Origin of the sequence: Streptomyces sp. NRRL S-1813, from assembly GCF_000719605.1 — a bacterium.
Classification (GTDB): Bacteria; Actinomycetota; Actinomycetes; order Streptomycetales; family Streptomycetaceae; genus Streptomyces; species Streptomyces decoyicus.
The window spans coordinates 1-26383 of the sequence record NZ_JOHB01000021.1; the positions used below are offsets into that span (position 1 = coordinate 1).

A 26383-nucleotide genomic window follows, 5' to 3' on the forward strand; every position below is an offset into this window, starting at 1 on the left:
CCCCCCCACCCACACCCCCACCCACGCCTCCACCCCCGCAAGGTTCCTCGCCGGTGTGGCCTGGGCCGTGTTGTTGCTGGGGCTGTGGCTGTGGGGCCGCGATCTGGCGGAGGGGGTGGCCGCGCAGCTCGCCACGACCGGTGATGTCGCCGCCGTCGGGCGCCCGTTGAGCCGGCAGACACCCCCGCATGCGCACGCCCCGGTGCCCACCGCCGTGACCGCAAGGCCCGTGGGGATCACCATCGGCGCGCTCGGTGTAGGGGAGGCCGGCATCACCGAACGGGGCCTCGACGAGCACGGCATCCTCGCCCCGCCGCCGGACAACGACCCGGCCCCCGTGGGCTGGTACGCGGCAGGGCCGCAACCGGGCGAGGCGGGTGCGGCCCTGCTCGTGGGCCGGGCCGGCACGGGCCGCGATCCGCGCGTCCAGGGAGCCGTCGTCCACCGTCTGGCCGGTATCAAGCCGGGGGAGTGGCTGGACATCCAGCGCTCCGACGGCAGTACCGCACGCTTCACCGTCGAGGACGTCCAGCTCTACGACCGTCACCGCTTCGACGCGCGGAAGGCGTACGCCGCCCGCGACCGGGGCCGCTCCGAACTCCGGCTGATCGTCGACGACGGCAGCCGCGCCCGGGCCACGCACCGGTCTCGTGGCGGCGCCTCGAACGTGGTCGTGGTGTCGGCCTACTTGACGTCCCTTCAGCCCGCCGGCACGAGGGACGGACGAACCACCACAACCGCCATTCGTCAAGCGCCTTAGCAGCCTGTGGACAGCCCCCTCCACAGGCCGACCCCGGCGGGCGGCCGTGTGCCACGATGGATCTCGTCGGCGGCCTCCGCCGGCCGTGTTCGATGCTCCGAGGGGGAGTGGATGTACGGCAATCTGCGACGGACCGCCGGGATCGGTCCGCCGGGCGGGCCCCGTGAGGGCCGGCGGCGCACCGGGCATGCCAGGTCCGCATCGGCGGGGGCGGCGGTGGGGGCACTGGCCCTGCTGCTCGTCGGCTGCTCCTCATCCGGCGGCGACGACGGCGTCCCGTCCAAACCGGGCCAACGGCCCAAGTCCGTGGCGCCGTTCTGGGTCAACCCGGACAGCAAGGCGGCCCGCCAGGTGTCCTCGTACGGCGACGACGGCAAGGCCTCGGACGCCCGCCTGGCCAACAAGATCGCGGCGCAGCCGGTCGCGGAATGGATAGGCGTCGACGACCCGCAGGGGGAGGCGCGCGGCTTCACCCAGGCGGCCGCCAAGGCCGACCGCGAGGCGCTGCTCGTGCTCTACAACATTCCGCACCGCGACTGCGGCAAGTACTCCCAGGGCGGCGCCGCCGACGGCAACGCCTACCGGGCCTGGCTGGACGGGGTGCTCAAAGGCATCGGCGACCGCGCCACCACCGTCATCCTGGAGCCCGACGCGCTGCCGCACATCGCGGACAAGTGCACCCCGCAGCAGTTCCACGAGGAGCGTTACGCCCTGCTGACGGAGGCGGTCGGCAAGCTGAAGGCGCTGCCGCACACCAAGGTCTATCTGGACGCCGGCAATCCGCACTGGATCAAGGATGCGGGCCAGATGGTCGAACCGCTCAAGCGGGCCGGCATCGACCGCGCCGACGGCTTCGCCCTCAACATCTCCAACTACCAGACCACCGCGGAGAACAAGAAGTACGGCAAGCGGCTGTCCGCCATGGTCGGCGGCAAGCCGTTCGTCATCGACACCAGCCGCAACGGCAACGGCCCGGCCCCGGGCGGCGACGACCCGGAGAACTGGTGCAACCCGCGCGGCCGCGCACTGGGCACCCCACCGACCACCAAGACCGACGAACCGCTGATAGCCGCCTACCTGTGGATCAAGCGCCCGGGAGAGTCGGACGGCACCTGCAAGGGCGGCCCCAAGGCGGGCACCTGGTGGCCCGAGTACGCCCTGGGGCTGGCACGTAGCGCGAAGTAGCGTCGTGCCGTGACGGTGACCGCAGCCGGTCGCCGTCACGGCGGACGAATGTCCCGAGCGCGAGCCTGTGGCGCCCCGGCTCGAACATGCCGAGGGCGAGCCTGTGGGACCCCGGCTGTCGAACATGCCGAGCGCGAGCATCTGGCGCCCCGGCTGTCCGGCGGATCAGGGTCGAGCAGGATCGGACAGGAGCGGACAGGCCTCCTCGGGGAGACGCCCCTAGCTGCGCTGCGCCGCCACCTTCACCCACACCGCCTTCGAGGGCGTCCCCTGCCCGTCGACCGCGTTCACCATGTACCACCCGGGCGGCACCAACGACGGGTCCTTGGGCAGCGTGACCGTCACGCCGTCACCGCCCTTCGTCACCGTGAAGTCCAGTGCGATCGAGCGCTGTTCCACGTTGGTGACATGGGTGAACGAGCCGGGCCGCATCAGCCGCATCTTCTTGATGGCGGCGGCGCGCGGTGAGCCGAAGGTCGTGCTGCCGCCGAGGGAGAGCGTCTTCGGCCCCTTGTCCGTGAGCTCGGGCCGGGACTTCCGGTAGAGATACGGCGGGGTGTAGAGGTCGATCTGCTGCTGGAAGACGCCCGGCTTGGTGTTGTCCTTGTCCGCGTAGAGGGAGTCGGAGCCGAAGGTCATCACCCGGCCGTCGGGCAGCAGCAGCGCACCGGAGTGGTAGTTACGGCCCACCAGCGGGTCGGCCACCTGGTGGGCGGAGTTGTTCGCCGGGTCGTACAGCTCCGCCTTGAGGACGTTGGAGTCGCTGCGGCCGCGGTAGTCGCCGGAGCCGTTCGTGGTCAGCACGGTGTCATCCGGCATGATCACGCTGCTCGGGTAGCGGGCCTTGGCGTACAGCGGCGGCCCGTCCTTGAAGCGCGGCGACGGGGCGTGCAGATCGACGATCCGGGTCTTGTCCGTGGCCTTCGGGTCCTCGCCGACCCCGCCTCCGCCCAGCACCATGTACCGCTGTTCCTGGGCCGGCGGCAGCAGCACCGACATCGACGTCTCCAGGATCTTCGGGTCGCTCATCCCGGGCACGACCTGGAACTTGTTGGACTTCAGGTCCCAGATGCCGGGCGTGCGGCCGATGTTGTCCGGGCCGTAGCCGGCGTTGGAGCCGGTGTAGAAGATCCGGCCCTGGTCGGTGAGGAAGAGCGCAGGGTAGGTCGGGAAGAAGCGCCGCTTGGGCAGATAGCGCCACTTCTTCGTCTTCGGGTCGTAGATCTCCTGTTTGCCGGGGACGACCTGCCCGATCTCGTCCAGCCCGGAGACGGAGAGGACCTTGCCGTCCTGAAGCGTGGTGAGCGTCGGATACCAGCGGGCCTCGTTCATCGGGTCGACGGGTATGTAGCGCTCGGCCACCGGGTCGAACTCGAAGGAGTCCTTGATCCCCTGGAAGTCCTTCTTGTCGAAGGACAGCTTCTGCGCGATGCCGTAGAAGTTATGGGCATCCGCGCCGGTGAGGCCATGGATGCGGTAGTTGTCCTGGGCGCCTGTGGAGTGGGAGGGGCCGTCCTTGAGGGCCTCGACGTAGACCCGGGCCTCGCTGTGCACCACGGTGACCTTGCCGGTCGCCGGGTCGGTCTTCTTCTTCGCCCGCGGCACCACGACCGGGTCCTTGGAGGCGAAGGTCTTGCCGTTCTTCTTGCCGGTGAAGAGGGTGCCGGCCGGGAACGTCTTCGGGCCGTCCGGATTCTCGTTGTAGAGGATCATGAGGCCGCCGGCCTTCTTCACATCGCCGTTCAGCTTCTCGTAGCGCTGGGTGCCGCCGGCCACCAGCAGCTTGCCGTCCGGGAGCTGGGTGTGCCCGGAGCAGAAGAGGTCCTTCGGCGTGGGGATGTTCTTGAAGGTGTTCTTCTCCGGATCCCACAGGACCGTACGGAACGACTTGGCCTTGAAGTTCGCCGCGTTGTTGCCGGAGCCCGCGACCAGCAGCACCTTCCCGGTGTGCAGCAGGGCCGCGTGGATGGTGTTGATGCGGTACTTGTCCGGTACGTCGACGACGTCCCAGTGGCCGTTCGCCGCCTTGTACTCGGGCTTGTTGATCTTGTACTGGTGGTACTGCTCCGAGGCGAAGCCGTAGAGGGCCGGCCCGTTCATCGCTGCCAGCGCGAGCACCACCGCCGCCGCTATCGCCACTCGGCGGGTGCGACGGCTCGGACGGTACTTCATGTGTGACGTCCCCCAAGGGCGATCTGCAAGGTCTGTTCGGCGGTGAAGGCCGGGTCGGAGGCCTGGTCAACGGCCTGGTCAGCGGCCGGAGCCGGGGCAGCGGCCCGCTGCTCCACGGTCTGGTCGGCGGCCGGAGCGGGGACGGCGGCGCGCTGATCCACCGTCTGGTCGGCAGCCGGAGCGGGCGCGTGTGCGGGGAGAGGGCGGGTATCCGGAGCGACAGCTTCCGCAACCACCGTGTCCGCGGAGCCCCCACCCTCGGCCCTGCCCCAGGTCACCGTGTCACCGGCAGCCCCCGCGGCACCGACAGCGGTAGTAGCGGTAGCGGCGCTACCAGCCGCCTCCCCCTGCGCCTGTTGCTCCCCCTGCGCCTGCTTCTCCCCCTGCGCCTGCTTCTCCCCTTGCGTCAGTTTCTCCCCCCGCCCCCGCTTCTCCCTCCGTACGCTCAGCCGCCAGGCGAAGATCGGCGCTGCGGTGATCAGCATCGCGAGTACGGCCCAGGTGACCATCGCCGGATGGCTGTGCCCCAGCACGAACGAGGCGACCAGCGAGCCCCCGAAGACGAGCAGGAAGAACAGATGCACCCGGAACGTTCCGAAGAGCGTGTCCGGGCTGGACGAGTCGCCCTTCGGCGTGACCACGAACTTGCTCTTGCGGCGCAGTACGGTGTCGAACAGCGACCGGGCGTAGATCGGCGCGGACAGCGCGGACATCACCATGCCGGCGACCCCGCCGGAGCCCTCCGGCTCGTGCGGCGAGACATTGTGCCGCCGGTTCCAGATGTACAGGCCGATCTGGAGCGCCGAGGCATTGCCGTAGAGCATCATCCACACCGACGGATCGATCTGCACACCCGAGGCCCCCAGCCCCAGGAACAGCGCACAACTGAGCGCCGCCAGAATCCAGTTCAGCGCCGACATCGGGTAGAAGATCACCATCATGGTGTAGTTGAAGAGCCGGCCCGCGGGCAGCGTGAACGGCGCCTTCCAGAACTGCTTGAGGATCGTCTCGTACGTCCCGCGCGACCAGCGCAGCTGCTGGGTGAAGAAGTCGGTCCAGGCCGTGGGCCCCTCGCCGACCGCGAGCACATCCGGGGTGTAGACCGAGCGCCACTTCTTCCCGGTCTGCGGATTGCTGTGCCGGTGCATCTCGAAGCCGGTCGCCATGTCCTCGGTGATCGAGTCGTACAGCCCGCCGATCTGCTTGAGCGCGCTGATGCGCACGGCGTTGGACGTGCCGACGAACATCGGCGCGCCATAGCGGTTGCCGGCCCGCTGGACCAGCGCATGGAAGAGGAACTGCTGTGACTCGGCGGCCTTGGTGACGAAGGTGTCGTAGTTGCCGTACACCTGCGGGCCGATGACAAAGCCGACGTCCGGGTCGCGGAAGAAGCCCAGCATCCGCTCCAGGTAGTTGGGCAGCGGGACGTGGTCGGTGTCGACGGAGGCGAAGTAGTCGTAGGCGTCACCGTGCGCCTGGAGCCAGGCGTTGTAGTTGCCGTGCTTGGTCTTGGCGCGGTGCGGGCCCTTGGCCTGGTTCCACTCCGGGACGCCCTTGCGGCTGAAGTGATGGACGCCCAGGCGCCGGCAGACCTCCTTGACGTCGGGGTCGTCGCCCTCGTCCAGCAGCCAGATGTGCAGCAGACCGCGGTGGCGGATCTTGACCGCCGCCTCCAGCGTCTTCGTCACCATGGCGAGGGGTTCCTTGCCGGGCACGAAAGAGGTGAGGAAGGCGACGCGGGTACCGCTCTCGGGAATGACCGGGACGGGGTCGCGGGCGACGAGGGTGGCGTGCGCGTTGGAGAGCACATTCATGCACCGGAAGAGCTCGATCAGCCCGATCGAGACCAGCATGACGACGTCCAGCACGGGAAGGAAGTCGTAGGCGGGGTAGTCGCGTTCGGTCCAGTGGCTCGGCTGCATCAGCCAGACCAGCAGCCCGAAGGAGACCAGCGGCGCGGCGCCGAGCAGCAGGGCCGCCCGTATTCGGTGCGGTTCGTCCGCAAGCAGCGAGCGGTAGCGGACCGTGTAGGGCTTGTCCGGGTCGGGCCGGGTGAGTGGTCCGGCCAGCCGGCTGTAGTGCTCGTAGTCGTAGCGCGGCAGCGGTTTGCGCTGGTTCCGCCGCTGCCAGTGCTGGCGTGGCACGCGCAGGCGCGCCGTGGCCGACGGGTCGTACGGACGCTGCGGCCGGGAGCCGTCAGGCGGCGACGTCATGAGTCCATCCCCCCGCACGCAACTCGGGCTGCGTGCCGTTTGCTGATGGCCCGGGTCCACGGTCCCCCGCGGCCGACCCGGGCGCTGTGATGTCGACCGCCTGCACCGTCAGATGGCGGCGGCCATCTTCCGGTTGCGTATGCAACGCTGCCGTGATCCTGCCAAGCGGCGATTTCCCCGTGGTCACATCACGCCAACTGGCGGACCTGACTGTTACCACTCGGCTATGCGGTCCCTCATTTCACCGAGTTACCAGGTCAGGGTCCCTAACCGCCGTGGTGATGGCAAGAGTTGCCAAGGGAATTGTGCACAAGACTACGTAAGACGGTGCGGCGTGTGGCGCAGAGCACATCACTTTGATACGGACCTGGCGTCAAATTTCCCGCTGTCGGCGGATATCAGAGTAATGGCCGGGACGGCCCTGCTCTGCGGGGAAGCGAGGAGAACACGGTGTGTAAAGGAGTCGTCCCCGATGGGTAATGTTCCCCGTCGGCCGGCCATCAATCGGCAAAGAAAAAGCGCAGTACCGAGAAAATCTCCGGCGGCATGACGGACGGCATGGCGGGCGGCGAGGACGCGGCATTGCCGCGAACGACCGGCCTGGTCAAGGGACTTGAGGTCCGATGTGTGCGGCATGCGAACTGTATCCGAACGCATTCACCGGGAAGCGGGCGCGGGGCAGGTCCGCGACGGGCCCAGTCGTTTGCCGACTCCGGTGAAGTTACCTGCGCGTATGCCAAATTGGCCGAAGCTGAAGCCCCGCCCTGGGCGCCGCCTCGTTCCATCCAGTGGCGGCCGGTGGGGGGATGCCAGGAGTATCCCTCCGGGGCGTGGACCGTGGCACCGGGATTTCGGTGCCGGCTGTCGCGTGTCACGGCGTCGATGCCGGCACCGACGCCCGTATTGGCCGTCGGGGTGGCGGCCGCCGGTCGTGGGCAGATCCGGGGTGGTCCGGAAAGTCGCGAGACGGCGGAACGGGGAGCCCGCGGAGAAAGAGTAGGGAGCCTCCGGTGAACGAATCTGTAGGTGATCCGGGAATTACTGTTTGTGATCGCACAGATCTCGATTGCTGCCGTTCGGGGTGTGGCCGTCCGGGGGATCGGCGCCGGGGGAATCGCCGTCCGGGAGGTCGCCGTGCGGGGCATCGCCGTCCGGGGCGTCGCGGAGATCGGGCTCCGGGAGCAGTTTCGCGGGGTGGCGGAACCGGTCATCCGTTCGGCCGACCGCATGACTGAGGCCCCCCGCATGGCGAGGGGCCTCAGTCTGACGTGCGCCGCCAGGGACTCGAACCCCGGACCCGCTGATTAAGAGTCAGCTGCTCTAACCAACTGAGCTAGCGGCGCGCGCTGACCTGAAGAACTTTACACGAACTCAAGATGTGCTCTGTACCCGCGACCGGGTGGATCACGCACTCGGGCCATGTGATCCCGGCCACTCGCAATGGTGCCCGGCCCGCCCGCGTTACCTCACGAGAATCCTGCCCCGTATGGGGCAAAGGTCCCTTGATCTTGGGACTTTCGACCGGCAGTTCGCCCCGATTGCTCTGTGAAGATCGAGTTCATCGGTTCCATGGCGGTAGATCATCAGTTGCGCCGTTAACATGCGATATCTCCTGCCGGTTGAGAGGCTGAAGCGAGCTTCGAGACGAAAGAACTGCATACGTCCGGAGGGTGCCGGCCATGGCGTCCGTCACTCCTCCTCCGCCTCCCGCAACCCCACCCTCCACAGCAACGTCTGCCAGGACGCGCGCCCCGGACCGGGTCCCCGGGACTCGCCCCTCCGTCGGAAAGGTTGATCGTCGTGGTGTCGACAGCCAAGCGCACCCTTGAGATGCAGCTCCTCCTCGGGCCGGACGAAGCAGTTCCGGTGGCCGGCCGGTTCAGCTATCGCAGCGACCGCCCGTACGAGGTCGAGGTTGCCTTCATCAGTCGTGGCCAGAAGGTGGCCACCTGGCTGTTCGCCCGCGATCTGCTGCTGACGGGGCTGCACGACGAAGCAGGCGAGGGGGACGTACGGGTGTGGCCCTTCCGCCGGCCGGGCGAATCGCGCCGCGTACACATCGAGCTGTCCACCGATGACAGCGTGTGCGAGCTGTCGGTGCGCGCGATGGAGCTGACCGCGTGGCTGGAGCAGACCGTGGCGATCGTCCCGCCCGGCCATGAGGACCGCTACCTCGACATGGACACCCACCTGGCCCGGCTGTTCGCCGGGAAGTGCTGATGGGGGACAGGCGATCATGACCACGACCACGACCACGACCACAACTACGACCACGCCCGCGATGGCGGTCACGAGCGCGACGGCGAGTACGACGCCGAGCGCCGGCGGGGCTGCGGGTGTGCCTGCGGCCAGGCCTGCGACCGGGCCTGCGGCTGCGGCCGCGCCGGCGACCGCTCCCGGCCCCCGTATACCGACCGGCGCGTCCGGCCCGTATGCCGCGTCGGCCCCCGGCCCCGGCTCCGGCATGCCGCCATCCGCCGCCGCTGCCTCCGCCGCCTCCACGGAACCCGCCACCTCCGCGGTACCTGCCACCGCCTTCCCGCACGACCCCTGCGCGCACGGCTTTCTGCCCGAGCGGCCGCCCGTCCGTTCCATGATCGGAACCTGGACCCGGCTGGACGCCATGGCGCGCGCGGCCGCGATCGCGCCCGACCGGGAGGCCGCCGTCGCGCTCGTCGAACGAGCCCATCGCGCCGACGAGTTGTCCGCCCTGCGGCAACGCGTCTCCCGCCTCTCCCTGCGCAATGCGGAGGCCGCCGCCATGCGGATCGCGGTGATCGCGGTGTCCTGTGGCTGGTGTGGGCTCGACCCGCAGGCTCCGGCCGCCCGCGAGGTCGCCGACGGGGCGTTTCTCGATCTGTGGGCGGCGATCGCGCACCGTATCGACCACGATCAGTTCGTCGCCCTGCCGACCCTCGCGCTCCACAACTGGGTCCCCGAGCGCAAGCCCCGCCGCCACATCCCCATCGATCAACTGGCCCGCACCGAAGTGCTCGTCCCGATCGTCCGCTGGGCCCCGGAGGGGCAACCGCTCAGCCGTCTGGACCGGTTGATGCTGGCCGCGACCCGTCTGGAGGCGCACGGGATCTGGCTCTTCCGGCTCGCCGAGACCCTCGCGGGCCGGTCACCCGACGACTCCTCCACCCCGACGGCGCTGCGCCGCCTGGTGCGCGTCCAGCATGCGCTGCGCGCCCAGCTGCTCGCCGAGGCGGCGGAGCTGACAGCCGCACCGGCCACGCCGCAGCAGCGCGCGGTGCTCGGCGCGCTCGCCGAACAGGGCGCCCTGGAGCCGCCGGTGCTCCAGGCCGCCGAGGCGGTGCTGGGCATCGGCGGCCGCCGTATGGGTGAGGGCAGGCGCCAACTGCTGCGACGCCATCTTCCGGCGCAGCACCGTGCCTGGCTCAGTGCGATGGACCGCCACTGTGCACCCGTGCGCACCCTCGCCCACCGCGGCGGCCCGGACGCCGCCGTCTATCGCGAGGCCCAGGAGTCCCTGATAGCGCTCCGCCGCACGTACACCGCTCTGGTGCAGGCCGCCGCCCGCCCCACCACGGGCCCACTCACGGCGGCAGCCTGACCACCCGGCCCGACCCGGCGCGCTCCGCCCCGCCCCGATCGCGCCCCGCCCCGAGCGGGCGACCCGACGCGACCCGGCCCCGTCATGTCATTGGTATGGACATGCCCAAAGCCGCGCCCTTAGTCTGCGGTTTGGTCTAGACCGCACAATCCGGCACCGCCCGCAGTGCACTGCCTTTCACCTGGCTCATGGAACTCCCCCCACGTTCTTCAGGAGCGAAGCATGCGCAAAAAGATCAGTGCCGCCGTGATCGGCCTCGGCGTCCTGGGTGTCTCCCTGCTCGCGACGGGCAGCGCCTCCAGTCACGGCTACAGCGACGCGCCCCCCAGCCGTCAGGCGCTCTGCGCCAATGGCACCGTCAAGGACTGCGGCGCGATCCAGTACGAACCGCAGAGCGTCGAGGCCCCCAAGGGCTTCCCGGCCGCCGGCCCCGCGGACGGCAAGATCTGTTCCGGCGGGCACGCGAACTTCGCCGAGCTGGACGATCCGCGCGGCGGCTCGTGGCCCGGCACCAAGCTCTCGCCCGGGCAGGGCTACACCTTCACCTGGCGTCTGACGGCACGGCACGCCACGACCGACTTCGAGTACTTCATCACCAAGGACGGCTACGACCCCAGCAAGCCGCTCACCCGCGCCGACCTCGAACCCGAACCGTTCATGACAGTCCCCATGGGCGGCGCGCAGCCCGGCTCGACCGTCCAGCACCAGGGCACCGTCCCCACCCAGAAGTCCGGCCGCCACCTCATCCTCGGCGTCTGGAACATCGCCGACACGGGCAATGCCTTCTACGCCTGCTCGGACGTCGACCTCTCCTGAGCCCTCCGGCGCCGGACCGCGGCCCCCCACCGGGCCTCCCCGAGGGCATCCCCCGGGGAGGCCCGGCCCCACGCCCCCACGCCCCACGCCCCGCCCGGGTCCACATCTGATGCTACGTCAGCTACCCTCCCTCGCCATGGCAGCCAACGGCACCAGCAGGCAGGGAAGTTCCGGCGCCGCCACCGTCGCGGAGCTCGTACAGGGACAGTGGGGCGATCACCGGGTGGGTGCGAAGTACGGGGATCTCGTGCTCACCCACCACGAGCTGGCGGGCGGTGCCGCCGCGCGGGCCGCGCTGCTGGGGGAGCGGCTGCCGCATGGCGCGCAGGCGCACCTCGGGGTGTTGCTCGGCAATGTGCCCGAGTACCCGCTGTGGCTGAGCGCGGCGGCACTCGCCGGGGCCGCGGTTGCCGGGATCAACCCCACCCGCCGCGGGCCGGAGCTCGCCCGCGACATCAGCCATACCGACTGCGCGCTGCTGATCACCGAACGCGCCCACCTGCCGCTGCTGGCCGGTCTGGACCTCCCTGTCCCGCCCGAGCGGGTCCTCGTCGTGGACGACCCGGCCTACCGGGAACTGCTCGGACCGTACGAGGGCACGACGCCCGACGAGATCACTGCCGGCTCCGGTGGCATCCGCACCCCGACGCCCGCCTCCCGGATGCTCCTCTACTTCACCTCCGGCTCCACCGGCGCGCCCAAGGCCGCCCTCTGCACCCAGGGCCGGCTGGCCGCCGCCGGGCACTCGCTGGCCGGCTTCTTCGGGGTGAGCCGGGACGACGTCCACTACCTCTGTATGCCGATGTTCCACGGCAACGCGGTGATCGCCGGCTGGGCCCCGGCACTCGCCGGCGGCGCGGCCGTGGCGCTGCGCCGCCGCTTCTCGGCCTCCGCCTTCCTCCCCGACGTACGCCGCTACGGGGCCACCTACTTCACCTACGTCGGCCGGGCCGTGCAGTATCTGCTCGCCACCCCGCCCTCCCCGGACGACCGGGACCATCCGCTGCGCGCCGGGTTCGGTACCGAGGCGGGCGCCGTCGACGCCGCCCGCTTCGCCGCACGGTTCGGCGTCCGCCTGACCGAGGGGTACGGCTCCTCCGAGGGCGGCGCCGCGATCCAGCGCACACCGGACACCCCGCCCGGGGCCATCGGGCGGCCCGCACCAGGAGCTGATCTCGCTGTCGTCGACCCGGAGACCGGCGCCGAACTGCCGTGCGCCCGCCTCGATACGGCCGGCCGGCTGCTGAACGGCGAGCAGTCGATAGGGGAGCTGGTCAACCGCGGTCGCAGCTCCTTCGAGGGCTACTGGCGCAACCCCGAGGCGACCGCCGCCCGCACCCGCGGCCGGGGAGAGGGGCGGGTCGGCGCGGGCTGGTACTGGACCGGTGATCTCTTCTTCCGGGACACCGAGGGGTTCTTCCATTTCGCCGGGCGCTCGGACGACCGGCTGCGGGTCGACAGCGAGAATCTGGCCGCCGCGATGATCGAGAACATCCTCGCCCGTTACGCCCCGGCCGAGGGAGTGGCCGTGTACGCGGTGCCCGACCCCGTCGCCGGGGACCAGGTCATGGCGGCCCTGGCGCTGAGGGAGGGCGCCGTGTTCGACCCGGACGACTTCGTGGCCTTCCTCGCCGCCCAGCCCGATCTCGGGACGAAGATGGCGCCCCGGTTCGTACGGACGGCGGCCGCGCTGCCGGTGACCGCCACGAACAAGGTGCATCGGGCCGCCCTGCGACGGGCCGGTTTCCGCTGCCCGGATCCGGTCTGGTGGTCGCCGCTCGGCCCGGCGGACCCCGCCGGCCCTGACACACCTGACACACCTGACGCCCCCGGCACCCCTGCCGCTCCCGCTGCTCCGGCCGTTCCCTCTGCTCCTGCCGCTCCCGCCGGAAATGCCTACCGCCCGTTCACCGCCGGGGACCGGGCCGCTCTCCTGGCGCTGTACCGCGATCACGACCGGGCCCATCTCCTGGACCGATGATCCCGGGGCGGGACCGGCCCGGCTGCCAACCGTGAGCCACGGGCCGTCGACCACGGGCCGTCAGCCAATGGGGTCCCCGGCGGTCCCACCCACCCCGTCACGACAAACAAAGTGGGCGTTCCCGGAGAACCGGAAACGCCCACTCGATACGTGCGCCGCCAGGGACTCGAACCCCGGACCCGCTGATTAAGAGTCAGCTGCTCTAACCAACTGAGCTAGCGGCGCGCGCTGACGAAAGAAATACTACCTGGTCGAGAGGGGTGCTCATGACCACAGCCGCGGCGGAGGGGCGGCGCCGCTCCCGGCCCGCGCCCGCTCGGCTCGAACCTGCTCGGCTCACACCCGCCCGGCTCGGGCCCCCGCTCAGATCGCCAGCGACAGCAGAACCGGAGCGGCCCGGCGGTTCAGGGTGTCGGCGGCCTGGCGCAGACGGTGGGCGTGCTCCAGCGGCATGGACAGGGCGAGGCAGCCGACCGTCGAACCGGCGGTGATCGGGACGGCCGCGCAGACCGTGCCGACGGCGTACTCCTGGAGGTCGAGGACGGGGACCGTGGGCGGCTGGCTGTCGAGCTTGTGGAAGAGGACCTTCTCGTTGGTGATCGTCCGGGAGGTGAGCCGGGCGGTCTTGTGGCGGGAGAGGTGGTCCTTGCGGCCGTCGTGGTCGAGCTGCGCCAGCAGACATTTGCCGACCGCGCTGGCGTGCGCCGTGCGGTGGAACTCGGCCCACTCGTTGACCTTGGGCGCCAGCGGTCCGTCGGCGTAGTGGAGGATCTTCACCTCGCCGTCGATGTACCGGCTGATGTAGACCGCCGCGCCGACCGAGTCGCGCAGGTGGTCGAGGGTGAGCTGGAGCTTGTCGCGCAGTGCCTGGTTGCGGTCGCCGCCCGTTCCGAGGAGCAGGAGCGATTCGCCGACGACATACGCCCCGTCGGTGACCTGCTCGACATAGCCCTCGCGCCGGAGCATCGACAGCATCTGGGCGAGCTGGCCCGGGGACAGGCCCGTCTCGCGGGCGATCGTCGCATCGGTCACGCCGTCGGCGTGCCTGGAGATCGTTTCGAGCACGCGAAGGGCGTACTGCACCGAATGGAACGGCGCGGTCGGCTCGGGCTTCAGCGCCACGGTGTCCCCCTACCAGGTTGTTACCGCTTGCGTCATGAGCGTCGTTGGTGGTCTCGTACGGCGCTTGCGCGGCCGATCCCGGACAACGGCGTGACTCTCACGATAGCGGTCAACGGCCCTCGGCGGAGGGGGTCTTGACTGAAAAGAGGTGTGCCCGACGTTTCTGTACTGGGGCTTGAGACTTTGGCATATGCCTAGGTCATGGGGCTTCCGGTGTCCTGGTGTTTTGCGGCCCATGACACCCGGATACCCCGGGCCAGGGGCGGGGGAGCGCCCCGGAAGGGTGCGGAACCGGCCACATCTGTGGCCGGTTCCGCGAGACGGTCCGGCAGGAGGGCGCCCGGCCCCTCGCTACAGGGGATCTGAATCCGGCCTCATGGCATCGGGGGTCGCTTCGGGGGCCGCTCAGGAGGTCATCATCATCTTCTCGCCGCTGGTGCCCTTCAGTTTGCTGCCCTTCCACTTGGTGACGTACCAGAGGAAGGCATGGCCCTCGGCCATCTTGCGGTCGAAGTTGCAGATCTGCCAGCCGCCCTTGTAGTTGCCGTAGCAGCGGTATCCGGGCTGGGCCATGCTGTTGACCGAACCGCGCACCTCGATGCGCATACCGTCGCGGGCGGTGTCACGGATCCGGACCCGGTCGCCCTTTTCGGCCGCCGTGGCGCCGGTGTGCGGAAATGAGAAAGGGTGGCGGACCCCCGGACGGGATCCGCCACCCGAACTGACTGCCTAACGGCCGCCCCTCACAGCACGGCGCTCAGGAATTCCCGGGTGCGCTCGTGTTCCGGCTCCGTGAAGATCTTTTCCGGGGAGCCGGATTCGATGACCCGGCCCGCGTCGAACATCAGGACGTCGTCGGAGATGTCCCGGGCGAAGTTCATCTCGTGGGTGACGCACAGCATGGTGATGTCCGTGGTGTGCGCGATGTCCCGCAGCACGTCCAGCACCCCGGCCACCAGCTCCGGGTCGAGCGCGGAGGTCACCTCGTCCAGCAGCAGTACCTGCGGGCGCATCGCCAGCGCTCGGGCGATGGCGACCCGCTGCTGCTGGCCGCCGGAGAGCTGGGTGGGGTACTTGTCGAGGTGCTCGGTCAGGCCCACCAGGTCGAGGAGTTCACGGGCCCGCTCCTCGGCGGCGTCCTTTTCCATCCCCAGGACGTGCACCGGCGCCTCGGTGATGTTCCGCAGCACCTTCATGTTCGGGAAGAGGTTGAACTGCTGGAACACCATGCCGATGTTCTTGCGCACCTCGCGGATGTGCTTCTCCCCGGCCGGGACGAGCTTGCCGCCCTTCTCCTCGTGCGTCAGGTACTCGCCGCCGACCTTGATGGTGCCCTCGTCGGGCTTCAGCAGCGTCATCAGCAGCCGCAGGATCGTGGTCTTGCCGGAACCGGACGGGCCGATGAGGGTGACGTGCTTGCCCGACGAGACGGTGAAGTCCAGGGAGTCCAGGACGGTGTTGGTCCCGAACCGCTTGGTGACCTTGTCGAAGCGGATCAGCTCGGTGCCGTCGACCGCCGGGTTGGCCGTTTCTTTCGAGGGGGTGCTGTCAGCGGACAAGACGACGCTCCAGGGCTCGCAGGAGGAGAGAAGTGGGGTAGGAGATGACCACGAAGAGGATGCCGACGATGGTGATCGGCTCCAGGTAGTCGAAGGTGGTGGCGCTGATGCTGTTCGCCTGGAAGAGCATGTCGGCGACGGTGATACCGGCCAGCAGCGGCGTGTCCTTGAACATCGCGATGACGTAGTTGCCCAGCGCGGGCACCACCCGGCGGAACGCCTGCGGCAGGATCACCGCGGTCCAGGTGCGCCGGCGCGGCAGGCTCAGCGCCGTGGCGGCCTCCCACTGGCCGGGCGGCACACCGTCGATCCCGGCGCGGTAGACCTCCGAGGTGTACGTGGAGTAGTGCAGGCCAAGCCCGATGACGCCCGTGGTCAGCGGCGAGAAGGCCAGCCCCCAGCCCGGCAGGACGAAGAACAGGAAGAACAGCTGTACCAGCAGCGGGGTGTTGCGGATGAACTCGACGAAGATGCTGACCGGCCAGGTCACCCAGCGGCTCCGCGAGCGCAGCGCCACCGCCCACACCAGCCCGAGCGCGAAGGAGACCAGCGAGCCGTAGATCGTCGCCTGGACGGTGATCCACAGCCCTTTGAGGATGTCGGGCATGATCTCGCCGACGTAGCTCCATGACCAGTTGTTCACGGCTTTCCTCCGGTGGCCAGCGCCTCGGGGCCCTGCTTCTCGACGGGCAGTTTGCGGGAGAACCAGCCCTCACCCTTGGGTACCGCCCGGCCGACCGAGGCCTTGGCGCGGCGCTCCAGCACCCGCATGATCCGGGTCAGCACGAACGCGACCGCGAAGTACAGGACAAGGATGATTCCGTAGATCTGGGCGCTCTCGCCCGTGGACAGCCGGGCGAGTTTGGCCTGGAAGGTGAGTTCGCCGATGGACAGCAGCGAGGCCAGCGCGGTGCCCTTGAGCAGCTCGATCAGCAGGTTGTTGAACGGCGGCATCATCTCGGGGACGGCCTGCGGCAGCAGCACCTTCCGCAGCCGCTGCCAGGGCGTGAAGCTCAGCGCGATGGCCGCCTCCTGCTGGGCGGGTGCCACCGACTGGAGGGCGCCGCGGACGATCTCGGAGCCGTATGCCCCGTACGAGAGGCCCAGCGCCAGGGTGCCCGCCCAGATACCGACCAGCTGCCAGCCCAGCAGCGGCAGCGCGAAGAACAGCCAGAACATCAGCACCAGGGCCGAGGTGCCGCGGAAGAATTCCACATAGACACCGGACAGGAAGCGGACGATCCAGAAGCGTGAGGTGCGGGCCAGACCGATGCCGAAGGCGACGGCGGCGGCCAGCGCGGCGCTGTAGACCATCAACTGGACGGTGATCCACAGTCCTTCGAAGAAGAGTTGCCACAGAGCGCCGGTCACTTTTTACAGAGCTCCTTCGCCGTGAGGTCGGTCATGAACTCCTCGGTGAAGCCGTACGGCTTGGCGATACGCAGGAGTTCGCCGCTCTTCTTCATCTTCTGGAGCTCGCGGTTGAACGCGTCCCGCAGGTTGGTCTCGCCGATCCGGAAGCCGTAGCCGCCGCCGTCGCGTTGGGGCTTCCCGTCGACCAACGGCGTGAACGGCTCGGTCATCTCCACCTTGGGATGCTTACCGGCCTTCAGCGCCTCGATCATGGTCAGCGCCGTACCGGCGAAGGCGTCGATACGGCCCGCTTCCAGAGCCTCCATACCGGCGATCTGGTCGCCGTAGGTCTGGATCGTGTCCTTCTTGACACCGTTGCCGACCGCGTAGTCGATCTCCGCATAGCCGATTCCGGAGCCCATCCGGAATTTTCCCTTGGCGATGTCCGCATAGGAGTGGATTTTCTTCGGGTTGCCCTTGAGTACGAGGAAGGCGTCCTTGTTCTCGTAATCCGGGTCGGAGAAGAGGACGGCCGCACACCGGGCTTTGTTGATGAACATGCCCGCGACGATCACGTCGTACTGGAAGGAGTGGAGCCCCGGTACCAATGCGCCGAACTCGACCGGTACCGGCTCGAAATTCTTGATGCCCAGCCGCCGGAAAATCGTCTTGGCGACGGCGGGAGCCTCACCGGTCAGCTCGCCCTTGCTGTTGATGGAGGCGTAGGGCGGTTCGCTGGCGATTCCCATGCGGACGGTGCCCTTTTTCCGCAGGTCCTCCAGCTGGTGTCCGCCTTCGGTCGCCCCGGAGACATCGACCCGGGAGCAGCCCGTGGCCGCTCCCACCGCACCCGCTGCGCCGAGCGCCGCTACCCCCGCGAGCAGCGAGCGGCGGCGGATGCCGCTTGCCAATTTTCTCTTGATCATTGTGGTGTTCTCCTGTGGTGGAGCCATGGGCGCGCGGCTACCCGAACGCCTGACAGATATGCCGATCGTTTCCAGCCCTTGATAGAAGCGCCTCGGACTTGTTCCGTACGCCGGTATTGCCCACCTACGATCGGGGCATGACCGATCGCTTCATCGAAGTCTCCCTGGACAAGCGCGGCGTGAGCTGCACGGCCAAGTTGCTCGACGACCGCGCGCCGATCACCTGCAATGCCGTGTGGGATGCCCTCCCACTCGGCGGCGACGTCTACCACGCCAAATACGCCCGCAACGAGATCTACGCCCTGCTTGCGCCGTTCGCTCCGGAGGAGCCGCCGCTGGAGAATCCGACGATCACCCCGATCCCCGGCGATCTGTGCTACTTCACCTTCACCGACACCCAACTGGGGACGAAGTCCTACGGTTACGAGACCCAGGCCCAGCACCAGGGCCGCGCCACCGTTGTCGATCTCGCGCTCTTCTATGAGCGCAACAATCTGCTGATCAACGGTGACGCGGGCTGGGTGCCGGGCATCGTGTGGGGCAGCATCGTCGACGGCCTGGACCGGATGGCCGACGCCTGTCAGGACCTGTGGCGGGCCGGAGCCCTGGGGGAGACCCTCAACTTCCGGCGGGCCTAGAGCGGGACCGCGCGGTCACCTCAGCGGGCGGGCGGCGCGGGGATCTCCGCGGTCCCCGCCTCGTAGAGGGCGTGCGCGGCACGCAGGACCCGCGCGTCCGCGTGCCGCGCGCCGACCAGCTGGACGCCGATCGGCATCCCGTCCCCGTCCACCCCGCAGGGCAGCGTCGCGGCCGGCTGCTGGGTGAGGTTGAACGGGTAGGTGAACGGCGTCCAGCCCGTCCAGCGGGTGTGGCCGGATCCGGCAGGGACCTCGACGCCCGCCTCGAAAGCAGTGATCGGCACGGTCGGGGTCACCAGCAGGTCGTAGGCGCTGTGGAAGCGGCCCATGGCCTGACCGAGCGCCATCCGCGTATCGACCGCGGCCAGATAGTCCAGCGCGCTGTACCGGGCGCCCTGCTCGCAGATCTCCCGCAGCCCCGGGTCCAGCAGCTCCCGGTCCGCGTCGTCCAGATGCTGCACCACCCGCGCCGCACCGCTGAACCACAGCGTGTGGAAGGCCTCCACCGGGTCCGCGATGCCCGGGTCGATCTCCTCGACGACCGCGCCGAGCCCGGCCAGCGTGTCGACGGCCGACCTGACCGCCGCGGCGATCTCCGGGGCCACCGGCACGTCCCAGCCGAGCGACGGGCTGAAGGCCACCCGCAGCCCGGAGACCGGACCGGCCAGCGCCTGACGGAACGGGCCTGCGGCCGGACCGAGCTGGGACCAGTCCCGCCAGTCCGCGCCGCAGATCACCTCCATCATCAGCGCCGCGTCCGCCGCGTCCCGGGTCATCGGCCCGACGTGCGCCAGCGTCCCGAACGGGCTCGCCGGATACAGCGGCACCCGCCCGTAGGTCGCCTTGAGGGCGAAGATCCCGCAGAACGACGCCGGGATACGGACCGAACCGCCGCCGTCCGTGCCCAGGGACAGCGGTCCGGCGCCCAGCGCCACCGCCGCCGCGCTGCCGCCGCTGGAGCCGCCCGCGGTGCGCCCCGGGTCGTACGGATTGCCCGTCACCCCGTGCCGTGGACTGTCGGTGACGCCCTTCCAGCCGAACTCCGGGGTGGTGGTCTTGCCGACGAACACCGCACCGGACTCCCGCAGCCGGGCGACCGACGGGGCGTCCTCCTCCCACGGGCCCTCGGCCCGCACCGTCCGCGAACCGCGCAGCGTCGGCGTGCCCCGGGTGAGGATCAGATCCTTGACGGTGACGGGCACCCCGTCCACCGGACCGGCCGGTTCCCCGGCCCGCCAGCGTTCCTCCGATTCCTTGGCGCCCGACAGCGCCTCGTCCGCGTCGATCCGGGTGAAGCAGTTCGTCGCGTCCTGCGCGTCCCCGGCGCGCTCCAGCACCGCCCGGACCGCCTCGACGGGGGAGAATTCGCCGGCCGCGTACCCGGCCGTGAGCCGGGTGGCGGTGAGGTCGGCGAGCTGGGTCGGTTCGGTGGTCATGTGTCCTCCGAGCGTTGGCCGCCCCGGGGCGGGGCGGCGGCGGGGGCGGGGGCGCGGCTGCCGGGGCGGCGGCCCCCGGCAGCCGCGCCGTCACTGCACCGGGACGTACCCGAGCCGCTTGTCGACGAGGTTGTGCAACGGCCGGCCGGCCGACCACTGGTCGAAGTTGTCCTGGAACTGCTCGGCGAGGGCGTCCCGCCAGCCCAGCGTGTCGCCGCTCATGTGGGGCGAGACGATCAGATGCGGGACGTCCCACAGCGGGCTGCCCGTGGGAAGCGGCTCCTCCTCGAACACGTCCAGCGCGGCCGCCGCGATCCGCCACTCGCGCAGCGCCGCCACCAGAGCGTCCTCGACGACCAGCGGCCCGCGCCCGATGTTGATGAACCGGGCCCGCGGCGGCATCCGGGAGAACGCCGCCTTGTCGAACAGGCCGCGGGTGGCCTCGGTCAGGGGCGCCGCGCAGATCACCCAATCCGCCTGGGGCAGGAGGCCGTTCAGCGCGTCACTCGCATGGACGAGGCCGAATTCCGGGTCGTCCGCGCGCTCCCGGCGGCCGACCAGATCGACCTTGACACCCAGTGCCAGGAGGGTGGTGCCGATGGCCCGGCCGATCGGTCCGGAGCCCACCACGACGGCCCGGCTGCCGGCCAGCCGCAGCGTCTCGCGGTGCTGCCAGCGCCGCTGCCGCTGAAGCTCCCAACTTCCGTAGAAGTCCTTGGCCATAGCGATCACCAGCCCGGCGACATATTCGGCGATCGGCTGCTCGAAAACGCCCCGGGCGTTGGTCACCAAGGTGTCGTCGGCGACCAGTGCCGGGCACAGCAGCTGATCCACACCGGCGCTGGCGGTGTGCACCCAGCGGGGCCTGGGGCCCTTCTCCGGCCATGCTCTGCGGATCGCATCGGAGGTGAAGTCCCAGGCCAACAGCACATCGGCGGAGGGGAGCCGGTCAGCGAGCGAGTCCTCATCGGTGAAGATCACCCGAGCCCGGCCGGTGAGCCGGTCGAGCTTCGGGGGTGGGTCGGAACCGAGGACGAGGACGGTGCTTTCGGACATAGCCAGAAACCGTTCTGAAACGTGAGTCCCTTTCAATGGAAAGGGACGCCGACAGATGCCTGGGATGCGAGGATTGACCACGCTAAGAAGTCGTATCTACCGTGTCAACAACGGCTCTGTTCCGACGTCCCGGCTTGAATCCGGCTGCACCTCATCCCCGGCCACTGGCCTGGCCATCCCAGCCCTTCGTTTGTGTTCTAGGGGCCTTCATGGACGTCTCTTTTCTGGGTGGCCCACAGCCGCAGCTCGGCGTGGGCGTCGTCGCTCCCTTCGACTTCGCTCTCGACAGAGAGCTGTGGCGCTGGGTGCCCGACGACGTGTCCCTCCACCTCACCCGCACCCCTTTTGTGCCCGTCGAGGTCAGCCTCGACCTGGCCCGTCTGGTCAGCGAGCACGAAACGCTGCACGCCGCCGTCCAGGCGTTGTGTGCGGTATCACCGCAGGTCATCTCCTATGCCTGCACGTCCGGCAGCTTTGTCGCCGGGGTGGCGGGCGAGCGGGCCATGTGCGCCGCCATGGCCCAGGCGGGGGAGGTTCCCTCCCTCACGACATCGGGCGCGCTGATCGAAGCGCTGCGCGAGATCGGCGCACGGCGCATCGCCGTGGTCACGCCCTACACGAAATCGGTCACCGACTCCCTGGAGGACTACCTCGGTGAAGCCGGCATCACGGTCACCGGTCGCGCCTACCTCGGGCTGACCCGGCACATCTGGAAGGTGCCCTACCGCGACGTCGTCGACATGGCCCGCGCGGCCGTGGTCGGCTCCGCCGATGCCCTCTTCATCAGCTGCACGAATCTGCCGACCTACGACGTCATCCCGCAGCTGGAGGCCGAGCTGCGGATGCCGGTGCTGTCCGCCAATCAGGTCACGATGTGGGCGGCGCTGCGCGCCATCGGCGTCCAGGCGGTGGGCCCGTACCAGGCGCTGCTCGATCCGGTGGCGCGCAGCGGCCCGGCCGCGATGTCCGGATCGGAGCCGGAGGGACCAGGGGGAGGGCTACCGCGGGCGACGCCCGAGGCCGCCTTCGCCGCCTCCTCCGTGCCACCGGACGGGGAGGCCCTCGACGGCCTGGAACCCCCGCCCTACCCGCCCGAGGACACCGGAGGTCTGCCCCCGGTGTGAGGCCGGCCGGTCCGAACCCGGCTCCCACCCAGGATGCTGCCGGCGTCGCCCCACTCGCCGGCAGCGCCCCTTCCGCACCTCGCCGCACCACCCGGTGAACGCACCCGCACCCACGAACACCCCTGCACCCGCAGCCGTACACGCAAGGGAGATCTGCATGGCATCGGTCGGCTTCCTCTACCCCGGCTACTCCGCGGAGGACGACTACCCCCGGCTCGAATCGCTCCTGGGCGGCGCCGTCCGGCTGCCGCTCGTGCACACCGACATCGGCGAGGACGCCCACCGGGTCGACGCGCTGCTGGAGATGGGCTCCGCGGCGCGGCTGGCGGCCGGCGTCGACACCCTCAAGGAGCGCGGCGCCGAGGCCGTCGTCTGGGCCTGTACGAGCGCCAGCTTCGTCTTCGGCTGGGAGGGCGCCCACGAACAGGTCCGGGAGTTGTCCGTCACCGCCGGCCTGCCCGCCTCCAGTACGTCCTTCGCCTTCGCGCATGCCGTGCAGGCGCTCGGCGCCCGGCGGGTCGCGATCGCCGCCACCTATCCGGACGATGTGGCCGAGCGCTTCCACGCCTTCTTGAAGTCCGCCGGTACGGAGGTCGTCTCGACCCGCGGCAGCGGCATCATCACCGCCGCCGAGGTCGGCACCTGGGGCCGCGAGGAGGTGCTGGCGCTGGCCCGGGCCGGCGACCATCCCGATGCCGAGGTGGTACTGCTGCCCGACACCGCACTGCACACCGCCGAACATCTGCCGGCCCTCGAAGCGGAGCTGCGCAAGCCGGTACTCACCGCCAATCAGGTGACGGCCTGGGAGGGGCTGCGGCTGCTCGACCGCACGATCGCCTGCCCGGTGCTCGGCACCCTCTTCTCACGGACGGCGCACGTCTAGCGGCGCATGTCCGGCGGGCACCGGCGTACCTCCGGCGGCGGGCGCCCGCCGCCCGCCGGTGCCGGTCCGGGATCTGACCCGGGAATAAGTGGAGAACCTCTCCGGTTACCCTCCTCGCAGACCACTGACGCGAGGAGGACCCGCACCGTGAGCGGCGAGAGTGACCAGACCCGGGGCAGCGAAGAGGCCCTCAGCGAAAGCGGCGACGGGATACGGGGCGCGGCCCTGGGCAGCGCCCCGGTCCCGCTGTCCGTACTCGACCTGGTGACGGTGGGCGCCGGCCACACCGCTTCCGGCGCGGTCCGTACGGCTGTCGACATCGCCCGTACGGCCGAACGCCGCGGCTTCCACCGCTACTGGGTCGCCGAGCACCACTCCATGCCCGGCGTCGCCTCCTCCTCGCCCGCCGTGCTCCTCGCCCACCTCGCCGCCCACACCGAGCGCATCCGCCTCGGCTCCGGCGGCGTGATGCTGCCCAACCACGCCCCACTGGTGATCGCCGAGCAGTTCGGCACCCTGGAGGCGATGGCCCCCGGCCGGGTCGATCTGGGCCTGGGCCGTGCGCCGGGCACGGACGGCGCCACCGCCGCGGCGCTGCGCCGGACCGAGCGGCTGCACGAGGGCGCGGACGATTTCCCCCAGCAACTGGCCGAGTTGACCCGCTTCCTCGACGACTCCTTCCCCGACGGCCACCCCTACGCCAAGATCCACGCGGTCCCCGGCCCGGTCCAGGCCACCTCGCCCGGCGGCGTCCAGTCCGCTCACCGGCCGCCCCTGTGGCTGCTGGGCTCCTCCGGTTTCAGTGCCCAGCTCGCCGGCTCCCTCGGCCTGCCGTTCGCCTTCGCGCACCACTTCTCCGCGGCCAACACCGTCCCCGCGCTGGACCTCTACCGCGCGTCCTTCCGCCCCTCCGAGGTGCTGTCGGAGCCGTACGCCCTGATCGGGGTCGCGGCGCTGGCCGCCGAGGAGGAGCACGAGGCCCGCCGCCAGGTGCTGACCGGCGCGCTGTCCATGGTCCGGCTGCGCACCGGCCGCCCCGGCCTGGTCCCGAGCCCCGAGGAGGCCGAGGCGTACCCCTTCAACGAGTTGGAGCGGGGCTTCGTCGACAGCTGGCTCGGCAATGTCGTCCACGGCACCCCGGACGCCGTCCGCCAGGGCCTGGACGAGCTCGCCGAGCGCACCGGCGCCGACGAGCTGATGATCACCGCCAACGCCCACGGCGGCGCGGCCCGGCTGCGCTCCTACGAGCTGATCGCGGACGCGTACGGCCTGCCGCGGCGCTAGGGCTACGTCGGACGACTGCCGTCGTCGATTCCGCCGGACCCGCGCCGTGGGGGTGGCGCGCCGTCGCGGCGGGATTTCCTTTTCCGGTGCGGGCGGACTGCGTTCCGCCCGCACCGGCGAGCCTGTTTCCGGCCACACCGGCGCGGCACGGTTCCGCTGCCGTGGCGGCGAGCGCCGGGCGGAAGGCGACCCCGGCGCACTGGGTACGCGGGGCCCTCAGGCGCCCGTGTGCCGGCCCGCGTCGAGCAGGGCCTCGACCCGTTCGGGGGCGACGGGGCGGGAGTAGAGCCAGCCCTGGCCGGTGTCGCAGCCGATCCGGCGGAGCCGATCGGCCTGCTCGGCGCTCTCCACGCACTCGGCGGTGACCGTGAGGCCCAGCCGGTGCGCCAGCGCCACCAGCGCCTCCACGATCATCTCGTCCGCCGGGTTGGGGTGCTCCTGCGAGCGGAAGCCGCGGACGAACGACCCGTCCAGCTTCAGTACGGACACCGGGAGGCGGCTGAGGTAGGCGAGGTTGGAGTAGCCGGTGCCGAAGTCGTCGATGGCGATCCGTACGCCCATGTCGCTGAGCGCCTGGAGGGCCTGGAGCGGCCGGCCGGCCGAGCCCATCACGGCCGACTCGGTCAGCTCCAGCTGAAGCAGCCTCGGCGGCAGCCCGGTCTCCGCCAGAATCCCGGCGACATCCGCGACCAGGTCGGAGTCCCACACCTGACGTACGGCCACATTGACACTGACGAACAGCGGCTGGCCGGGGTGCGCCAGCTGCCAGGCCCGTGCCTGGTAGCAGGCCCGCTCCAGGACCCAGCGGCCCAGCTCGACGATCGCGCCGTTCTCCTCCGCCAGGGCGATGAACCGATTCGGCGACAGCGTCCCGAACTGCGGATGCCGCCAGCGCACCAGCGCCTCCACGCCCTGCGCCCGGCCGTCACCCAGTCCGACCAGCGGCTGGTACTCCAGGGTGAATTCGCCGCGGTCCACGGCGGGCCGCAGGGTGCTGGAGAGCGCCTGCCGGGTCATCCGGTGGGCGTTGCGCTCCGGGTCGAACAGCGTCCAGCGCGCCTTGCCGTCCTCCTTCGCCCAGTACAGCGTGGTGTCCGCGGCCTGCATCAGACCGGTCGCGGTGGTGCCGGTGGCGGCCCGCTCCACCACGCCGATGCTCGCCGACACCGACAGCCGCTGCCCCGCCAGGTCGAACGGGCGCTGAAGCGCGTCCAGGACGGACTGGGCCAGCTCGGCCAGCTGGTCGGTGCCGGTGGAGTCCTCCACCAAAAGAGCGAATTCGTCACCGCCCAGCCGTGCGACGAGGTGCCCGGCGTGGCCCGGCCCGCGGTCCGCCGCGCTCTCCGCGCAGCGCGTCAGACGCTGCGCCACCGCGCTCAGCAGCCGGTCGCCGACGCGGTGCCCGAGGGTGTCGTTGACGGCCTTGAAACCGTCCAGGTCGAGGTAGCACAGCCCGATCCGGCCGGTGCCGGACGGTTCGAAGGAGGCGGTCTCCAGCGCGGTGGAGAGCCGCTCGAAGAACAGCGCCCGGTTGGGCAGCCGGGTCACCGGATCGTGCATCTGGAGATGCCGCAGCCGGGCCAGCAGATCGTGCCGGTCGCTGATGTCCGCCACCGACAGCAGCATCCGCTCCTCGCCGCTGAGCGGCTCCGGGGTCAGCGGCTCGACGGTCACCTCCACCCAGATGGAGTGCCCTTCGGGGTGTTTGAGGCGGCGGGTGCAGCGCAGCCGGTCGCTGCGGCCGCACAGCACCTCGCGGTAGGCGGTCCACACCCGGGGGTCGGCACCGAGATCGGTGAGGTCCGCCGCGGTGGCGGCGACCAGCTCGGCAGGGTCGGCGCCGACCAGTTCACCGAAGGCGGGGTTGGCGGCGAGGACCAGGCCGTCGCGGTTGAGGACCGCCATCGCCAGCCGGGCGGCGTAGAAGGTGGCGCGGTAGTCGCCGAGCGAGGCCGCGGTGTCATCGCAGCGGCCGGCCGGGGCATGCCGGGCTTCGGCAGATCCTTTGGTCGTACCATTACGCTCCGTCACTGAGGGGAGCGTCGCTCCGGGCGTGCGGCCCGGACTGTCGGGGTGTCCGCTCACTGCTCGCTCCCGCATGGCGCTGTCTCGTGATGAAGGATGGATCTCGCGCTGGAAAGTGTGGCGATCATAGAGGCTGGCGCAACGGCCGAGCCAGCGACGCAGCCGTGATCGTCCGCCCGCATGACGGAACTTCAGCCATTTCTGCGCGGCTCTGTTCGTACTGAATGCCCCATTGGCTGTTTGTGACTTTCCGTTACGGGGTGACGAAGACGC

21 protein-coding genes and 2 tRNA genes are annotated in these 26383 nt (G+C 70.2%); 10 read left to right on the top strand and 13 right to left on the bottom strand.

Annotation, left to right across the window (positions count from 1 at the left end; all coding sequences use genetic code 11):
* On the top strand, nt 1–760 hold a 760-nt coding region (locus tag IF67_RS0125375), incomplete at its 5' end, for a class F sortase (RefSeq protein ID WP_107050299.1).
* 111 nt (nt 761–871) lie between these two features.
* Entirely contained in the window at nt 872–1945 is a 1074-nt protein-coding gene (locus IF67_RS0125380; RefSeq protein WP_030989368.1) for a glycoside hydrolase family 6 protein, read from the top strand.
* A 219-nt stretch (nt 1946–2164) separates the two neighbouring features.
* On the opposite strand, the gene IF67_RS0125385 is transcribed toward IF67_RS0125380, so the two are convergent.
* From IF67_RS0125385 to IF67_RS0125395, 3 genes are all read right to left on the bottom strand, one after another.
* Complete coding sequence (locus IF67_RS0125385; protein ID WP_030989369.1) at nt 2165–4117, bottom strand: kelch motif-containing protein; 1953 nt, start codon at nt 4115–4117, stop codon at nt 2165–2167.
* The gene (locus tag IF67_RS0125390; protein WP_030989370.1) at nt 4114–6330 is read right to left on the bottom strand and encodes a glycosyltransferase family 2 protein; all 2217 of its coding nucleotides are present in this window, start codon (nt 6328–6330) and stop codon (nt 4114–4116) included. The genes IF67_RS0125385 and IF67_RS0125390 overlap by 4 nt, the downstream gene beginning before the upstream one ends.
* 1269 nt (nt 6331–7599) lie before the next feature.
* Nucleotides 7600–7673: transfer RNA gene (locus tag IF67_RS0125395), tRNA-Lys, on the bottom strand.
* 457 nt (nt 7674–8130) lie between these two features.
* Between IF67_RS0125395 and IF67_RS0125400 the strand changes: the two genes are divergently transcribed.
* The 4 genes from IF67_RS0125400 (at nt 8131) to IF67_RS0125415 (ending at nt 12704) form a co-directional block, all read left to right on the top strand.
* Nucleotides 8131–8550: an SsgA family sporulation/cell division regulator gene (locus tag IF67_RS0125400; RefSeq protein ID WP_030989371.1), complete on the top strand. Its 420-nt coding sequence runs from the start codon at nt 8131–8133 to the stop codon at nt 8548–8550.
* 16 nt (nt 8551–8566) lie between these two features.
* The gene (locus IF67_RS0125405) at nt 8567–9907 is read left to right on the top strand and encodes a hypothetical protein (protein ID WP_234341326.1); all 1341 of its coding nucleotides are present in this window, start codon (nt 8567–8569) and stop codon (nt 9905–9907) included.
* Nucleotides 9908–10129: 222 nt separating this feature from the next.
* The gene (locus tag IF67_RS0125410) at nt 10130–10723 is read left to right on the top strand and encodes a lytic polysaccharide monooxygenase auxiliary activity family 9 protein (protein WP_030989376.1); all 594 of its coding nucleotides are present in this window, start codon (nt 10130–10132) and stop codon (nt 10721–10723) included.
* 136 nt (nt 10724–10859) lie between these two features.
* Nucleotides 10860–12704 carry an AMP-binding protein gene (locus tag IF67_RS0125415; protein ID WP_030989378.1) on the top strand — a complete coding sequence of 615 codons (1845 nt, stop codon included), beginning with the start codon at nt 10860–10862 and terminating at the stop codon, nt 12702–12704.
* Nucleotides 12705–12855: 151 nt separating this feature from the next.
* Here IF67_RS0125415 and IF67_RS0125420 read toward each other — a convergent pair.
* From IF67_RS0125420 to ehuB, 7 genes are all read right to left on the bottom strand, one after another.
* Nucleotides 12856–12929: transfer RNA gene (locus IF67_RS0125420), tRNA-Lys, on the bottom strand.
* A gap of 138 nt (nt 12930–13067) precedes the next feature.
* Nucleotides 13068–13826 (bottom strand): IclR family transcriptional regulator, encoded by a 759-nt coding sequence (locus IF67_RS0125425; RefSeq protein ID WP_030989379.1) that lies wholly within the window; start codon nt 13824–13826, stop codon nt 13068–13070.
* Between the two features lie 405 nt (nt 13827–14231).
* Complete coding sequence (locus IF67_RS0125430) at nt 14232–14399, bottom strand: hypothetical protein (RefSeq protein WP_158713165.1); 168 nt, start codon at nt 14397–14399, stop codon at nt 14232–14234.
* A gap of 170 nt (nt 14400–14569) precedes the next feature.
* The gene (ehuA, locus tag IF67_RS0125435) at nt 14570–15385 is read right to left on the bottom strand and encodes an ectoine/hydroxyectoine ABC transporter ATP-binding protein EhuA (protein ID WP_030989389.1); all 816 of its coding nucleotides are present in this window, start codon (nt 15383–15385) and stop codon (nt 14570–14572) included.
* Complete coding sequence (ehuD, locus tag IF67_RS0125440) at nt 15375–15992, bottom strand: ectoine/hydroxyectoine ABC transporter permease subunit EhuD (protein WP_030989391.1); 618 nt, start codon at nt 15990–15992, stop codon at nt 15375–15377. Before ehuD ends, ehuA begins: the two co-directional genes overlap by 11 nt.
* A 32-nt stretch (nt 15993–16024) precedes the next feature.
* Entirely contained in the window at nt 16025–16756 is a 732-nt protein-coding gene (gene ehuC / locus IF67_RS0125445; RefSeq protein ID WP_030989393.1) for an ectoine/hydroxyectoine ABC transporter permease subunit EhuC, read from the bottom strand.
* Entirely contained in the window at nt 16753–17691 is a 939-nt protein-coding gene (gene ehuB, locus IF67_RS0125450) for an ectoine/hydroxyectoine ABC transporter substrate-binding protein EhuB (protein ID WP_030989394.1), read from the bottom strand. The genes ehuC and ehuB overlap by 4 nt, the downstream gene beginning before the upstream one ends.
* A gap of 110 nt (nt 17692–17801) precedes the next feature.
* Here ehuB and IF67_RS0125455 point away from each other — a divergent pair, with 110 nt between their 5' ends.
* On the top strand, nt 17802–18302 hold the full coding sequence (locus tag IF67_RS0125455) for a DUF3830 family protein (protein WP_030989396.1): 501 nt from the start codon (nt 17802–17804) through the stop codon (nt 18300–18302).
* A 20-nt stretch (nt 18303–18322) separates the two neighbouring features.
* On the opposite strand, the gene IF67_RS0125460 is transcribed toward IF67_RS0125455, so the two are convergent.
* Together IF67_RS0125460 and IF67_RS0125465 are read right to left on the bottom strand one after the other, a co-directional pair.
* A complete protein-coding gene (locus IF67_RS0125460; protein WP_030989398.1) occupies nt 18323–19738 on the bottom strand; it encodes an amidase in 1416 nt (471 codons plus the stop codon).
* Nucleotides 19739–19828: 90 nt separating this feature from the next.
* Nucleotides 19829–20794 (bottom strand): D-2-hydroxyacid dehydrogenase, encoded by a 966-nt coding sequence (locus IF67_RS0125465; protein WP_030989400.1) that lies wholly within the window; start codon nt 20792–20794, stop codon nt 19829–19831.
* Nucleotides 20795–21003: 209 nt separating this feature from the next.
* On the opposite strand from IF67_RS0125465, the gene IF67_RS0125470 reads away from it, so the two are divergent.
* The 3 genes from IF67_RS0125470 to IF67_RS0125480 all read left to right on the top strand — a co-directional run bounded on the left by IF67_RS0125470 (nt 21004) and on the right by IF67_RS0125480 (nt 24085).
* Complete coding sequence (locus tag IF67_RS0125470) at nt 21004–21918, top strand: decarboxylase (RefSeq protein ID WP_030989402.1); 915 nt, start codon at nt 21004–21006, stop codon at nt 21916–21918.
* Nucleotides 21919–22075: 157 nt separating this feature from the next.
* Entirely contained in the window at nt 22076–22801 is a 726-nt protein-coding gene (locus tag IF67_RS0125475; RefSeq protein ID WP_030989405.1) for an aspartate/glutamate racemase family protein, read from the top strand.
* Nucleotides 22802–22948: 147 nt separating this feature from the next.
* Nucleotides 22949–24085 (top strand): LLM class flavin-dependent oxidoreductase, encoded by a 1137-nt coding sequence (locus IF67_RS0125480; protein WP_030989407.1) that lies wholly within the window; start codon nt 22949–22951, stop codon nt 24083–24085.
* 216 nt (nt 24086–24301) lie between these two features.
* Here IF67_RS0125480 and IF67_RS0125485 read toward each other — a convergent pair whose 3' ends face one another.
* Nucleotides 24302–26116: a putative bifunctional diguanylate cyclase/phosphodiesterase gene (locus IF67_RS0125485; protein ID WP_030989408.1), complete on the bottom strand. Its 1815-nt coding sequence runs from the start codon at nt 26114–26116 to the stop codon at nt 24302–24304.
* Nucleotides 26117–26383: the final 267 nt, after the last annotated feature.